Consider the following 14560-nt stretch of genomic DNA (forward strand, 5'->3'; position numbering starts at 1 on the left):
GTAAAGACAACCCTTTACAAACACCCAAGCAACAGTAAATAGCAAGCATTACCATTCGCACCCTTTCTCACCTGCCACGGTCCGGATGTCTCCATGCTTGTACCCTGCCGCCTCTCCCCGCTGACGCTTGGCCTGTCGCTGCTGTTCAGCGCCAGCCTGGCCACCGCTGCCACCACCACCCTGCCGGAAATGTCAGTGACTGCCGAAGGCGAGCGCGAGGAGGACAACCCGCGGGTCAAGGAAGTCAGTACTGCGACGCGCACCTCGACGCCCGTGCGCTACGTGCCCCAGGCCATCGACACGGTCAAGACCGCCAACGTGCTGGACTACGGCAACAACACCCTGGGCAAGGCACTTGAGGGCATCCCCAACGTCAGCAGCGGCGCCGACACGCGCTTCGACAGCGTGCGCATCCGCGGCTTCGAGGCCAGCAACGACTTCTACCTGGACGGCATTCGCGACGACAGCCAGTACATTCGCGACCTGAACAACATCGAGCGGGTCGAGGTGCTCAAAGGGCCCGCAGCGGTGTTGTATGGCCGCGGCAGCCAGGGTGGCATCGTCAACCGCGTCAGCAAGGCGCCGGAGCACGGCCGCCGTTCGAGCATCGAGGCGCAAGGCGGCAGCGAAGATTTGCGCAGCCTGTACGCCGACCTCAGCGCCGACCCCAGCGATACCATCAGCCTGCGCCTGAACCTGGGCAACCAGGACAACAACAGCTTCCGCGACGGCATCGATGGCAGCCGCCAGCTGTTCGCCCCGTCGATGAGCTGGCAGCTCTCGCCCGACCTGAACTGGCTGGTGCAGTACGAATACAGCCGCTACAACCGCACACCAGACCGCGGTATCCCCGGGGTCAATGGCCGCCCGGCCGACGTCAGCCGCAGCACCACCTACAGCGATACCCAGCGCGACTACATCGATGACCGCGCCCAGTCGCTGCGCTCGCGGCTCAACTACCAGCTGAACGAAACCTGGCAACTGCGCCATACCCTCGGCCTGTTCAAGCTCGACAGCGAGTTCGACAACACCTATGCGACGGGCTACAACGCCAGCACCAACACTGTCACCCGCCAGCGCTGGCAACAGGACCTGAACACCCGCAACCTGTTCAACAACCTCGAAGCCGAGGGCGACTTCACGACCGTGGGGCTGGAGCACAAGCTGTTGGTGGGTTTGGAGTTCGGCAGCCAACGGCGTGACCCGACCCTGTACACCGCTGCGCCTAATAGTGTGCCCAGCCTGGACGTTGGCAACCCCGACCGCAGCCGGCAGCACACGGGCCCGATGTTGCTGTCGAGCGACAACCACACCGTGGTCCAAAGCCGTGGCCTCTACCTGCAAGACCAGGTCCGCCTGAACGATCAATGGCAGGTGCTCGCTGGCGTTCGTTTCGACCAGTTCGAGGTAGAGACCACCAACAAGGATGGCCTGACCGAGCCGCAGGACAGCAACACCACCAGCCCGCGCCTGGGTGTGGTCTACACGCCGTGGCGCGACCACTCCTTCTATGCGTCGTGGAGCAAGACCTTCTCGCCAGTGGGCGGTGGCCTGATCGGCATTACCCCTGGCGCGCCGGGCAACACCAACGACACCGGGCCAGAGCTGACCCGCCAGAAGGAGATCGGGGTCAAGAGCGACTGGTTCGACCAGCGCCTCACCACCACCCTCGCCGTGTATGAACTGGAGCTGTACAACCGCCGCACGCGTGACCCGGAGAACCCGGAAATCACCCTGCTCAGCGGCTTGCAACGCTCCCGCGGCATCGAGCTGACCGCCACCGGCAATATCGTCGGCAACTGGTACGTGCGCGGTGGCATCGGCCTGCAGGATGCGACCATCGTCAAAGACAACAATAACCAGGAAGGCAACCGCATCAACGACGTGGCCAAGCGTAATGCCAGCCTGTTCGTGACCTGGAAACCGGAATTGGGCTGGTACGCCGAGACCGGCTTGACGTTGGTGGGTGAGCGTTATGCCGACAACCAGAACACCACGGTGTTGCCAGGCTACGGCCGCTGGGATGCGCTGGCCGGCTACCGCACCCACGACTGGGATGTGCGGGCGGCGTTGAACAACATTGCCGACAAGACCTACTACAGCTCGGCGACCAGTGCGGCGCAGATCCAGGTGGGCGACCCGCGGAGCCTGGTGGTGACGAGCACTTACCGCTTCTGATCTTTGGTGGCTGTACCGGCCTCTTTGCAGCACAAGGCTGCTCCTACAGGGATCGCGCGCCACCTGTGGGAGCAGCCTTGTGCTGCGAAGGGGCCAGCACCGGTAAAACCGATGAGATCAGTGCCACACCGCCATCAGCGCCTGCATCTCTGCTTCACTGATCAGCCCTTGCGGGTATCGCCCGGCAAGCAGACGTCGTGGGTCGGTCGTCCTGACCTGGATGTTTCCATGGGCCGTTGGGATGCGCTGGCCGGCTACCGCACCCACGACTGGGATGTGCGGGCGGCGTTGAACAACATTGCCGACAAGACCTACTACAGCTCGGCGACCAGTGCGGCGCAGATCCAGGTGGGCGACCCGCGGAGCCTGGTGGTGACGAGCACTTACCGCTTCTGATCTTTGGTGGCTGTACCGGCCTCTTCGCAGCACAAGGCTGCTCCTACAGGGATCGCGCGCCACCTGTAGGAGCAGCCTTGTGCTGCGAAGGGGCCAGCACCGGTAAAACCGATGAGATCAGTGCCACACCGCCATCAGCGCCTGCATCTCTGCTTCACTGATCAGCCCTTGCGGGTATCGCCCGGCAAGCAAACGTCGTGGGTCGGTCGTCCTGACCTGGATGTTTCCATGGTGCTTCAACCACTGCGCCAACAGCTTGAGCGATGGGTGGTTAACGGCCGATGGGCACAAAGCCGACTCACTTGCTGCGTTCATTTCCACACGTACTCCTTTGCCCGTGAGCGGCTAATTTACGTAGGCATTGTTACAGATCAGAGAGCCCGACCCATTCGAGCTATCTAATTGAAAAACAATACAAAACGTATGCCACTCAGGCGGCCGGACGTCGCTTGGAAAAGTAGCCCGAAAAAAAGGCCCGTCGTATGACGGGCCTCTTTATTCAGGGTGGTCTCAGCGCTTGACTGGCGCCGGCTGCTGCTGGGTCAGGCAGTGGATATTGCCGCCCCCCAACAACAACTCACGGCCTGGGATCATGACCACTTCATGATCCGGGAAGAGCTCGGCCAGGATGGCTCTGGCTTGGGCATCGGCAGGGTCATCGAAGCTCGGCGCGATGATGCCGCCGTTGACGATCAGGAAGTTCACGTACGAGCCGGCCAGGCGCACCGACGGGTCGCGCTCCTGGCTACCGGCCACTTGGTCGACGCCAGCACACTCTTCAGCCGTGGCGTACAGCGGGCCAGGGATCGGCATCTTGTGCACCACGAACTCACGGCCTTTGGCGTCGCGGGTGTTTTTCAACACGTCCATCGCCGCGTGGCAGCGGGCGTAGTTGGGGTCGTTGGAATCATCAGTCCAAGCCAGTAACACTTCGCCTGGGCGCACGTAACAGCAGAAGTTGTCGACGTGGCCGTCGGTCTCGTCGTTGTACAGGCCGTCCGGCAGCCAGACCACGGTATCGACTGCCAACTGCTCACGCAGGACCGCTTCGATTTCCTCACGGCCCAGGTGCGGGTTGCGGTTACGGTTGAGCAGGCATTCTTCGGTGGTGATCACCGTGCCCTCGCCGTCCACGTGGATCGAGCCACCCTCCAGCACGAAGCCCTCGGTCTGGTAGCGCTGGCAGCGCTCCATTTCCAGGACCTTGGCGGCCAGTTCTTCGTCACGGTTCCAGGGTGCGTAAAGCCCGCCATCGAAGCCGCCCCAGGCGTTGAAGCCCCAGTCCACGCCGCGCACTTCGCCGTGGTCGTTGATGACGAAGGTCGGGCCGGTGTCGCGCACCCAGGCGTCGTCATTGCTGATTTCCACGACGCGGATGTTCGGCAGGTCGAGCTGACGGCGTGCGTTCTCGTACTGGCCAGCAGAAACACCCACGGTCACTGGCTCGAAGCGGGCGATAGCCTTGGCCAATGTCACATGGGCGGCCTGTGCCGGCTTGCCACCCAGGCGCCAGTTGTCCGAACGCTCCGGCCAGACCATCCAGACCTGGGTCTGCGGCGCCCATTCAGCGGGCATGTGGAAGCCGTCGGCCCGGGGGGTAGAATTGAGGGTTTTCATGGTTAACCTCTGCGTAGGCCCTGAGCCGATGTGCGCTGGGGCGTTGGTCGATGGGGGTAGGAGCAACGATGGCAAATTTATAACCGATATATATCGGCTTTAAAAGCAAAAACAGCCGATCGGCAAAGCCTTATCGCTTAATAAATCGATATCAATCGGCATATCCGTCATGATCACACTCAAACCCATGATATTTGTCTGCCACCACCCTAGCCGACGAGCTAGGCTGCATGCCATAGAACTTGGTTTACCAGAGGCGACTTGAGATGCGCATACTCGTCACAGGCGGCGCCGGCTTCATTGGCTCGGCGCTGGTCCGTCACCTGATCGGCAACACCGAACACGAAGTGCTGAACCTCGACAAGCTGACCTACGCCGGCAACCTCGAGTCGCTGCAAAGCATCGCCAACAATACCCGTTACGAATTCGTCCAGGCCGATATCGCCGATGCGGCGACAGTCAGTGCCGTGCTCGAGCGCTTCCAGCCCGACGCAATCATGCACCTGGCTGCCGAGTCCCATGTGGACCGTTCGATCGATGGCCCGGCGGCGTTCATCCAGACCAATATCGTCGGCACCTATGCCCTGCTCGAAGCCACCCGTGCCTGGTGGAGCCGCCTGCCTGCCGAGCAGCGCCGTGCGTTCCGCTTTCACCATATCTCCACCGACGAAGTGTATGGCGACCTGCATGGCGCCAACGACCTGTTCCACGAGACCACGCCGTATGCGCCCAGCTCCCCCTATTCGGCGAGCAAGGCCGCCTCGGACCACCTGGTACGCGCCTGGCACCGCACGTATGGCCTGCCGGTACTGATCACCAACTGCTCGAACAACTACGGCCCGTACCATTTCCCTGAAAAGCTGATCCCGCTGATGATCCTCAATGCCCTGGCCGGCAAGCCACTGCCGGTGTACGGCAATGGCCAGCAGGTGCGCGACTGGTTGTTCGTCGAAGACCACGCCCGGGCGTTGCTTGAGGTGGTGAGCCGCGGCGAGGTCGGCGAAACGTACAATATCGGCGGCCACAACGAGCAGAAGAACCTCGACGTGGTCCACGCCATCTGTGCCCTGCTCGACGAGCTGGCGCCACAGCACCCTGAAGGCGTGGCCCGTTATGCAGACCTGATCACCTACGTTCAAGACCGCCCCGGCCATGACCTGCGCTATGCCATCGATGCCAGCAAGATCGAACGGGAGCTGGGCTGGGTACCGCAGGAAACCTTCGCCACCGGGCTGCGCAAGACCGTGCAGTGGTACCTGGATAACCTGCAGTGGTGCCGCCATGTCCAGGATGGCAGCTACCAGGGGGAACGCCTGGGCAATACCGACATCAAGGAGCTCATTGCATGACCAAGGGCATCGTCCTGGCCGGAGGATCCGGCACCCGCCTGCACCCCATCACCCTCGGGGTATCCAAGCAACTGCTGCCGATTTATGACAAGCCGATGATCTACTACCCGATCTCGGTGCTGATGCTCGCCGATATTCGCGACATCCTGCTGATCTCCACACCCCAGGACCTGCCTCAGTATCGCCAGTTGTTCGGCGATGGCAGCCAGTTCGGCATTCGCATCAGCTATGCCGAGCAGCCATCACCCGACGGCCTGGCCCAGGCGTTCCTGATCGGTGAGCAGTTCATCGGTGACGACTCGGTCTGCCTCATCCTCGGTGACAACATCTTCCACGGCCAGAGCTTCACCGAACAGTTGCAGCGCGCGGTCAGCCACCCCAGTGGCGCCACGGTGTTCGGCTATTGGGTCAAGGACCCAGAGCGCTTCGGTGTGGTCGAGTTCGACGAGCAGGGCAACGCGCTGTCCATCGAAGAGAAGCCACTCAAGCCCAAGTCCAGCTATGCCGTGACGGGCCTGTACTTCTACGACAACGACGTGGTCGAAATCGCCAAAGGCATTCGCCCCTCGGAGCGCGGCGAGCTTGAGATCACCGATGTCACCAATGCCTACCTCCAGCGCGGCGACTTGCGTGTGGAGCGCTTTGGCCGGGGCTTCGCCTGGCTCGACACCGGCACCCACGAGAGCCTGCTGGATGCCTCGCAATATGTGCAAACCATCGAGAACCGCCAGGGGCTGAAAGTGGCCTGCCTGGAAGAAATCGCCTTCAACAAGGGCTGGATCACCCGTGACCAGCTGCTGGCCAAGGCTGAAAAACTCAAGAAGACCGGTTACGGTCAGTACCTGGGCAAACTGGCAAACGAGTCTGCATGAACATCATCCCCACCGAGATCCCTGACGTACTGATCATCGAGCCAACGGTATACGGTGACAGCCGTGGCTTCTTCTTCGAAGCCTTCAATGCCCGCGAATTCGCGAAGCACACCGGCGTCACCGTGGACTTCGTCCAGGACAACCACTCGCGCTCCGTCAAAGGCGTGTTGCGCGGCCTGCACTATCAGGTGGAAAACACCCAGGGCAAACTGGTGCGGGTGGTACAGGGCGAGATACGCGACATTGCCGTGGACGTGCGCAGAAGTTCGCCCACGTTTGGCAAATGGGTCGCGGTTCACCTGTCGGCCGATAATCATCGGCAATTGTGGATTCCACCGGGGTTCGCCCACGGCTTCTCGGTGGTCAGCGAATCGGCCGAGTTTCTCTACAAGACCACGGACTACTACAACCCTGGCGCAGACCGTTGTATCCGCTGGGATGACGCTGAGCTGGCCATCGACTGGCAACTTGCGGGGCCGCCGGTGCTGTCGGACAAAGACAAGGTCGGCGTACCGCTGAGCGAGGCGCAACTGCTGCCATGAAAATCGTCGTCTGCGGCCGTAATGGCCAGGTTGCCCAAGCGCTGCAGGCGCAGTTGGCCGGGCTTGGCGAGCTACACGTGCTTGGCCGCGAGCACCTCGACCTGGCACAGCCCGAGGCCCTGCGCGAGCCGCTGCGCCGGCTCGCTCCCGACCTGATCATAAACGCTGCTGCCTACACGGCGGTGGACCAGGCCGAACAAGAGCCCGAGCGGGCCTTTGCAGTCAATGCCCATGGCCCCCGCGTGCTCGCCGAAGAAGCAGCACGGCTGGGTGCGCCGCTCATCCACTACTCCACCGACTATGTCTTCGACGGCAGCAAGGCCACGCCCTATACCGAACAAGACACGCCCAACCCCCTGGGGGTTTATGGCCACAGCAAACTGGCCGGCGAGCAGGCGATTACCGCGGTGGCCGGCCAGCACCTGATCCTGCGTACCAGCTGGGTCTATTCGTTGTATGGGCGCAACTTCCTGCTGACAATGCAGCGCCTGCTGCAGGAAAAGCCCCAACTGCGCGTGGTAAACGACCAGATTGGCGCGCCGACGTCTGCCGCTACCCTTGCTGCCAGCACCCGCACGCTGATCGAGCGCTGGCAAGCCGGGCAGGCTGGCGACTGGGGCACCTACCACCTCACTGCGCAAGGTGAGACCTCCTGGTTCGGTTTCGCCCAGGCGATCGCCGAGCAGTTGCAGGCGCAAGGGTTACCCTGTGCCGAACTGCAGCCCATCCCGTCCAGCGAATACCCCACACCCGCCCGCAGGCCACTCAATTCACGCTTGGACTGCTCACGCTTGGCCCAGCAATGGCACATCAGCCTGCCGCACTGGCAGCAGGCGCTGATCGACTGCCTCAAGTAGCGCATAATTGCGTCAGACTTTTCTGGCGCATTGACCTGATGATCGCGAAACCCACGCCCCCACGCCGTCCCCGCTGGCGCAGCCTGGCCCTGCTGGCCGTGTGCCTGATCCCACTGCTGTGGCCGCTGCATCATCTGGCCGAGCGCTATTACCAGGAAGAGCTGGCTTCGCAGAATCGCCAGACCCTCGACCTGTACGTCGCCAACCTGCTGGGCACCCTGCACCGCTACGAAACCCTGCCGCAAATCCTCGGCGACCTGCCGGCGCTGCGCGGCGTGCTGGCCGACCCGTTCCGCCTGGAGGCGGTGACCAACGCCAACCGCCTGCTCAAGGATATCGTCCAGCAGACCGGTGCCGAGGTCATGTACCTGATGGACGTCAGCGGCAATACCCTGGCCGCCTCCAACTGGGACAAGCACGACAGTTTCGTCGGTCGCAACTTCGCCTTCCGCCCCTACTTCAACGAAGCCATGGCCGGCCACCTGGGGCGCTTCTTTGGCCAGGGCACCACCTCGGCCAAGCGTGGCTACTTCTTCGCCGCCGCCGTGCGCGACCGCGAGCGGATCGTGGGCGTGCTGGTGGTCAAGGTCGACCTCGACCACACCGAAACCCTCTGGGGCCGTACCCCCGAGCAACTGTTGCTGACCGACCATAACGGCGTGGTCATCCTCACCTCTCGGCCGGACTGGCGTTTCCGCGCCACCCGCGCGCTGACCGAGGCCGAGCGCCAGGCGATCATCGCCATCCAGCCGTACCCGACCCAGGCCCCGCAACCCTTGGTGCTGAACCAGGACGCGTGGATCACCCAGACCCGCGACATCAAGGAAACCGGCTGGCAGGTCAGCATCCTCGCCCCGCGCATCCTGGTCGACCGCTCGGTGCAGACGGTGATGGCCATCGGCGCCGGCACGTTGCTGGTGCTGGTGCTGCTGGCCGGCCTGGTGATGCAGCGGCGTCGGCACTACATCGACCGCATCGACTTCGAGGCTCGTGGCCGTCAAGAGCTGGAAAAGCGCGTCGCCGAACGTACCGCCGACCTTGAAGGCCTCAACACCCGCCTCAAGAGCGCCGTGCTCGAACGTGAAAACGCCCAGCAGGAGGCCGTGCGGGCCCAGGACGAACTGGTCCAGGCCGGCAAGCTGTCGGTGCTGGGCACCATGTCGGCGAGCATCAGCCACGAGCTCAACCAGCCGCTGGCGGCCATCCGCAGCTACGCCGAAAATGCCGAGATCCTGCTCGACCACCAGCGCACCGAAGACGCCCGCGGCAACCTCAAGCTGATCGGTGAGCTGACCGGGCGCATGGCCTCGATCATCGCCCACCTGCGCGCCTTCGCCCGCCGCGACCGCCACGCCCCGGAAAGCGTGGCCCTGCAGCCGGCACTGGACGACGCCCTGGCGCTGTTGGCCAAGCGCCGCCGGGCGATGGCCGTCGAGCTGATCCGCGACTTGCCAGAGGCCACCTTGTGGGTGCAAGCCGGCGAAACCCGCCTGCGCCAAGTGCTGGGCAACCTGCTGGCCAACGCCCTCGATGCCCTGACCGAAAAGGCCAACCCGCGCCGCCTCTGGCTGAGTGCCGAACAGCGCGATGGCTACGTCTACCTGTACATCCGCGACAACGGCCCGGGCTTCAGCCGCCAGGCACTGGAGCATGCCAAAGAGCCGTTCTTCACCACCAAGACCCGTACCCAGGGCCTTGGCCTGGGGCTGGCCATCTGCGAAAGCCTGATGCGCGCCCTGGGCGGCGAACTGCTGCTGGCCAACCACCCAGAAGGCGGTGCCCTGCTTACCCTGCAACTGCGCGTGGCGGCACCCGGCGCTACCCTGCCCAATTCGGAGGACCCCTCGGCATGAGCCCCGAGACACTGATCGACAGCCAAGCCCAGGTCATTTTGGTCGACGACGACCCGCACCTGCGCCAAGCCCTGAGCCAGACCCTGGACCTTGCCGGGCTCAAGGTGGTGGCGCTTGCCGATGCCCAAGGCCTGGCCGAGCGCATCGAAGCCGACTGGCCCGGTGTGGTGGTCAGCGACATCCGCATGCCGGGCATCGATGGCCTGCAACTGCTGGAGCAACTGCACGGCCGCGACAGCGAACTGCCTGTGCTGCTGATTACTGGCCACGGCGATGTGCCGCTGGCGGTACAGGCCATGCGTGCCGGCGCCTATGACTTCCTCGAAAAGCCGTTCGCCAGCGACGCCCTGCTCGACAGCGTGCGCCGCGCCCTGGCCCTGCGCCGCCTGGTGCTGGACAACCGCAGCCTGCGCCTGGCCTTGAGCGACCGTCAGCAACTGGCCACCCGCCTGGTGGGCCAGTCGCCGACGATGCTACGCCTGCGTGAGCAGATCGGCGCCTTGGCTGGCACCCGTGCCGATGTGCTGATTCTGGGTGAGACTGGCGCCGGCAAAGAGGTGGTGGCCCGCGCCCTGCACGACCTTTCTAGCCGCCGCGACGGGCCCTTCGTGGCCATCAACGCCGGGGCATTGGCCGAATCGGTGGTCGAGAGCGAGCTGTTTGGCCACGAACCCGGCGCCTTCACCGGTGCGCAGAAGCGGCGTATCGGCAAGTTCGAATTCGCCAATGGCGGCACGCTGTTCCTCGACGAAATCGAGAGCATGAGCCTGGATGTGCAGGTGAAGTTGCTGCGCATGCTGCAGGAGCGGGTGGTCGAACGCCTGGGCGGCAACCAGTTGATCCCGCTGGATATCCGCATCATCGCCGCCACCAAGGAAGACCTGCGTCAGTCCGCCGACCAAGGGCGCTTCCGGGCCGACCTGTATTACCGCCTGAACGTGGCGCCGCTGCGCATCCCCCCGCTGCGCGAGCGTGGCGATGACATTTTGGTGTTGTTCCAGCACTTTGCCGACGCCGCCAGCCAGCGCCACGGTTTGCCGCCGCACACCCTGCAGCCGGCCCAGCGTGCCTTGCTGCTGCGCCACGACTGGCCAGGCAACGTGCGTGAGCTGCAGAACGTCGCCGAGCGTTTCGCCCTTGGCCTGGAGCTTGCCCTCGACGGCCAGGCGCCCGCTGCGGCAACGCCCACGGCGGCGGTATTGACCGGCAACCTCAGCGAACAGGTCGAACAGTTCGAGCGCTCGCTGATCGCCGCCGAGCTTGCCCAGCCGCACAGCTCGATGCGCAGCCTGGCCGAAGCGCTGGGCATCCCCCGCAAGACCCTGCATGACAAGCTGCGCAAACACAGCCTCAATTTTGACGGCGGCAGTGGCGGGCACGACGACCAGGAGGACAACCGTCCATGAGCAGCGACAGCCAGTACCTGCAATCCGTACTGCACAGCGACATCCCTCTGACCCGCGAAATGGGCCTGGAGGTCATCGATTGGCAGCAGCACACCCTGCGCCTGCAACTGCCGCTGGCAGCCAACGTCAACCACAAGAGCACCATGTTCGGCGGCAGCCTGTACTGCGCCGCAGTGCTGGTGGGTTGGGGGTGGCTGCACCTGCGCTTGCGCGAGCTGGGCATCGATGACGGGCATATCGTCATTCAGGAGGGGCAGATCAGCTATCCGCTGCCGGTCACCGGCGCGGCGGTGGCCCGCTGTGCGGCGCCGGATGAGAAGGCTTGGGAGCGCTTCGTGGCGATGTACCAGCGCCGTGGGCGGGCGCGTTTGACGCTGGAAACCACCGTCAGCAATGCTGGCAGTGACGAGCCTGCCGTGAAATTCAGCGGCCAGTACGTGCTGCACCGCTGACGCACACGCATGGACCGAAACAACGCCTGCTGATCCAGCAGGGGCTCTGTGGGAGCGGGTTTACCCGCGAACACCGGCGAAGCCGGTGCCAGAAACCGGGTTGGCTTCTTCGCGGGTAAACCCGCTCCCACAAGATCATGAGGCGCGGGGTTAAGCGTTTTGTTCTTTACACGCCAGATCGATCAAGGCTTGGCGCCAGGCGGCTGCGCGGGGCAAGGCCAGGAAGAACGGATTAAGCAGGGATTCACGCGCCGGGTAGGTGAACGGCTGGCCATCCAGCCCAATCACCTCGCCACCGGCCCCCTCCAATACGCCCTGTGCAGCGGCGGTATCCCACTGCGACGTCGGTGCCAGGCGCGGGTAGCAATCAGCGCTGCCTTCGGCCAGCAGGCAGAACTTCAGCGAGCTGCCGATATTGGCCAGGTCCAGCTCACCCACCGCCGCCCCTAACCCTGCCAACAGCGCCTCTTGCTCGGGGCTGGAATGGCGACGGCTGGCCACCACGGTGAAACGGCCTTCGGCAGGCGGTGCGTTACGCACCTGGATTGGCTGGGCAGCTTCCCCCGCCTCGGCACGCCACGCACCCAACTGGCGCCCACCCAAGTAGCAGCGCCCATTGGTCGGCATCGAGACCACGCCAAACACCACCACGCCGTTTTCGATCAGGGCGATGTTGACCGTGAACTCTTCACTGCCCGCAATGAATTCCTTGGTGCCGTCCAGCGGGTCGACCAACCACCAGCGGCCCCAGCCCTGGCGCTCGGCCAGCGAAATGTTGCAGTCCTCCTCGGACAGCACGGGGATGTGTGGCGCCAGCGACAGCAGGCCATCAGCGATGATGCGGTGGGCGGCCAGGTCGGCGGCGGTCACCGGGGAATCGTCGGCCTTGTTGGTCACCGCCACGTCGGCCCGCCAGAACGGCAGAATCGCCTCGCCCGCCAGATGGGCCAGCTTGACCACTTCGTGCATCAGTTGCAGGTCGTTCATAGCTCCAGAAGCCCCCGCTGGATCAGCAGGTCGCGCGCCAGGTACAGCGCCGCCAAGGCACGGCCCTCGGTGAATTGCGGGTGCATGGCCAGAGCCGACAGCTCGCGCAGGTTGACCTTGTCTACGCCCATGGGCTCTGGTTCGTCGCCCTCAAGGCGTTCTTCATACAGGTCGGTAGCCAGCACCACCTGGATCTTCTGGCTCATGTAGCCCGGCGACAGCGACAACTCGGTCAGGTGTTCCAACTGCCGCGCACCAAAGCCGGCTTCTTCCTTGAGCTCGCGGTCCGCCGCCGCCAGCACGTCTTCGCCCGGCTCGATCAAGCCCTTGGGCAGCGACAGCTCGTATTCGTCCGTGCCGCCGCAGTACTCCTCGACCAGCACGGCATGCTCGGCATCGAGCATGGCCACGATCATCACCGCCCCGTAACCATTGCCCCGGCCGACCAAGCGTTCATACGTGCGCTCGGCACCGTTGCTGAAGCGCAATTGCACGGCCTCGACGCGGAACAGGCGGCTGCTGGCGACGATTTCGCGGTTAAGGACGGTGGGTTTCTGGCGCATGGGGCAGCTCCTTGGCGTGAACGGGTTACTATACCGTGGCTAGCCGACTGAACGAGAGTTTCCCATGCCTGTTCTTCCCTGGTCTGCCATCGATACTGTCCTGCTGGACATGGACGGCACGCTGCTCGACCTGCACTACGACAACCGCTTCTGGCTGGAGCACCTGCCCCAGCGCTATGCCGAGCTGCATGGCGTGAGCCGGGCCATGGCGGAAATGGAGCTGCAGCCTTTGTTCGAGCGCAATGCTGGCACGCTCAACTGGTACTGCCTGGACTTCTGGAGCCGTGAACTGAAGCTGCCGATCCGCGAACTGAAACGCGAGATCGCCGACCTGATCGCCCTGCGCCCCGACGCCGACACCTTCCTGGCCGCCATCCGTCAGGCAGGCAAACGCGTGGTGATGATCACCAATGCCCACCGTGACTCGCTGTCACTGAAGCTGGAGCGGGTGGAACTGGCGCCGTATTTCGAGCGGCTGATCAGTTCGCATGATTATGGCTACCCGAAAGAGAGCCCACAGTTTTGGGATGCCTTGCAGGCGGATATCGGCTTTGAGCCTGCGCGCAGCCTGTTCATCGATGACACCCTGGCGATTTTGCGCAGTGCCCAGCGGTTTGGCGTGGGGCATTTGCTGGCGGTGCGCCAGCCCGATAGCCAGGCTGCACCTCGCGACACCCAGGAGTTTGCAGCGGTCGAGGATTACCGGGATTTGCTGGCAGGCCTGTGATGCTCCTTTTCGCAGGTACAGCGCCGACCTGTAGGAGCAGCCTTGTGCTGCGAAGAGGCCGGTATGGCAAAAGACATACTCTGGCCATACCGGCCTCTTCGCAGCACAAGGCTGCTCCTACAGGCTGATGCGCTACCCTGCGGTACGGGCAGTAAAGATCAGTCCGGAATGCGCAACACCTGCCCCGGGTAGATCTTGTCCGGGTGCTCGAGCATCGGCTTGTTGGCCTCGAAGATCTTGTTGTACTGGTTGGCGTTGCCATACACGACTACGGCAATGGCTGACAGGGTGTCACCCTTTTTCACGGTAACGAACCGCGCCGCCTGAACGACTGGCCCTGTTACGGTGATCTGATCGTCAACGCTGGCCACACCACTGATGTTCCCCGCCGCCAGAATGATCTTCTCCTTCTCCTCCTGGCTGGCCACCTCACCCTTGAGGATGATCTTGTCGCCTTCTACAGTGGCGGTGATGTTCGGATTACCCAGCCCGACGTCTTTCACGTGTTTCTTCAACTGCTCCTCGGCATTGGCATTGCCGGGGGTCAGTAGGTCGATCAACTTCTCGCCGGCTTCCTTCACGAAACTGAACAGGCTCATTGCGTTCTCCTTGTTGATAAAACCTCGGAGCCAGGAGTCTAGGCCAGGATTGCCCACCCTGCCCCAGTGCGACCAATCGACGCGGTCTATCACGGCATAGACCCTAGCGATTAGACGTGACCGGCCCACAGGCCTAGGCTTGTGCTATCAAAAAGCCGCCGG

15 protein-coding genes are annotated in these 14560 nt (G+C 63.5%); 10 read left to right on the forward strand and 5 right to left on the reverse strand.

Annotated features, from left to right (window positions below):
* The first annotated feature begins 93 nt into the window (after nt 1–93).
* Together AB7M33_RS07615 and AB7M33_RS07620 are read left to right on the forward strand one after the other, a co-directional pair.
* Complete coding sequence (locus tag AB7M33_RS07615; protein WP_186703132.1) at nt 94–2178, forward strand: TonB-dependent receptor; 2085 nt, start codon at nt 94–96, stop codon at nt 2176–2178.
* Between the two features lie 111 nt (nt 2179–2289).
* Nucleotides 2290–2574, forward strand: coding sequence for a hypothetical protein (locus tag AB7M33_RS07620; RefSeq protein ID WP_454244266.1), 285 nt, complete (start codon nt 2290–2292; stop codon nt 2572–2574).
* A gap of 117 nt (nt 2575–2691) precedes the next feature.
* On the opposite strand, the gene AB7M33_RS07625 is transcribed toward AB7M33_RS07620, so the two are convergent.
* Nucleotides 2692–2889, reverse strand: coding sequence for a hypothetical protein (locus tag AB7M33_RS07625; RefSeq protein ID WP_027595210.1), 198 nt, complete (start codon nt 2887–2889; stop codon nt 2692–2694).
* 195 nt (nt 2890–3084) lie between these two features.
* The gene (aguA, locus tag AB7M33_RS07630; RefSeq protein ID WP_099428084.1) at nt 3085–4191 is read right to left on the reverse strand and encodes an agmatine deiminase; all 1107 of its coding nucleotides are present in this window, start codon (nt 4189–4191) and stop codon (nt 3085–3087) included.
* A 266-nt stretch (nt 4192–4457) separates the two neighbouring features.
* Here aguA and rfbB point away from each other — a divergent pair, with 266 nt between their 5' ends.
* Genes rfbB through AB7M33_RS07665 form a run of 7 tightly spaced genes read left to right on the forward strand, consistent with a single transcriptional unit; the run spans nt 4458 to nt 11522 of the window.
* Nucleotides 4458–5540, forward strand: coding sequence for a dTDP-glucose 4,6-dehydratase (rfbB, locus tag AB7M33_RS07635; RefSeq protein WP_027595208.1), 1083 nt, complete (start codon nt 4458–4460; stop codon nt 5538–5540).
* Nucleotides 5537–6412, forward strand: coding sequence for a glucose-1-phosphate thymidylyltransferase RfbA (gene rfbA / locus AB7M33_RS07640; protein ID WP_027595207.1), 876 nt, complete (start codon nt 5537–5539; stop codon nt 6410–6412). Before rfbB ends, rfbA begins: the two co-directional genes overlap by 4 nt.
* Nucleotides 6409–6954: a dTDP-4-dehydrorhamnose 3,5-epimerase gene (gene rfbC, locus AB7M33_RS07645; RefSeq protein ID WP_027595206.1), complete on the forward strand. Its 546-nt coding sequence runs from the start codon at nt 6409–6411 to the stop codon at nt 6952–6954. The genes rfbA and rfbC overlap by 4 nt, the downstream gene beginning before the upstream one ends.
* Nucleotides 6873–7811 (forward strand): dTDP-4-dehydrorhamnose reductase, encoded by a 939-nt coding sequence (rfbD, locus tag AB7M33_RS07650; RefSeq protein WP_454244206.1) that lies wholly within the window; start codon nt 6873–6875, stop codon nt 7809–7811. Before rfbC ends, rfbD begins: the two co-directional genes overlap by 82 nt.
* A 38-nt stretch (nt 7812–7849) precedes the next feature.
* Nucleotides 7850–9664: a sensor histidine kinase gene (locus AB7M33_RS07655; RefSeq protein ID WP_027595204.1), complete on the forward strand. Its 1815-nt coding sequence runs from the start codon at nt 7850–7852 to the stop codon at nt 9662–9664.
* Nucleotides 9661–11070, forward strand: a complete 1410-nt coding sequence (locus AB7M33_RS07660; RefSeq protein WP_027595203.1) for a sigma-54-dependent transcriptional regulator — start codon at nt 9661–9663, stop codon at nt 11068–11070. Before AB7M33_RS07655 ends, AB7M33_RS07660 begins: the two co-directional genes overlap by 4 nt.
* A complete protein-coding gene (locus AB7M33_RS07665; RefSeq protein ID WP_027595202.1) occupies nt 11067–11522 on the forward strand; it encodes a thioesterase domain-containing protein in 456 nt (151 codons plus the stop codon). The genes AB7M33_RS07660 and AB7M33_RS07665 overlap by 4 nt, the downstream gene beginning before the upstream one ends.
* Nucleotides 11523–11672: 150 nt before the next feature.
* Here the strand turns inward: AB7M33_RS07665 and cysQ are convergent, their stop codons facing one another.
* Nucleotides 11673–12509: a 3'(2'),5'-bisphosphate nucleotidase CysQ gene (gene cysQ / locus AB7M33_RS07670; protein WP_454242658.1), complete on the reverse strand. Its 837-nt coding sequence runs from the start codon at nt 12507–12509 to the stop codon at nt 11673–11675.
* On the reverse strand, nt 12506–13072 hold the full coding sequence (gene nudE / locus AB7M33_RS07675; protein WP_027595200.1) for an ADP compounds hydrolase NudE: 567 nt from the start codon (nt 13070–13072) through the stop codon (nt 12506–12508). The genes cysQ and nudE overlap by 4 nt, the downstream gene beginning before the upstream one ends.
* Nucleotides 13073–13136: 64 nt before the next feature.
* Here nudE and yrfG point away from each other — a divergent pair, with 64 nt between their 5' ends.
* Nucleotides 13137–13799: a GMP/IMP nucleotidase gene (gene yrfG / locus AB7M33_RS07680; RefSeq protein ID WP_027595199.1), complete on the forward strand. Its 663-nt coding sequence runs from the start codon at nt 13137–13139 to the stop codon at nt 13797–13799.
* 158 nt (nt 13800–13957) lie between these two features.
* On the opposite strand, the gene lysM is transcribed toward yrfG, so the two are convergent.
* On the reverse strand, nt 13958–14398 hold the full coding sequence (lysM, locus tag AB7M33_RS07685; protein WP_265970222.1) for a peptidoglycan-binding protein LysM: 441 nt from the start codon (nt 14396–14398) through the stop codon (nt 13958–13960).
* Nucleotides 14399–14560 lie beyond the last annotated feature (162 nt).

This window comes from Pseudomonas sp. Y3 TE3536 (assembly GCF_053629175.1).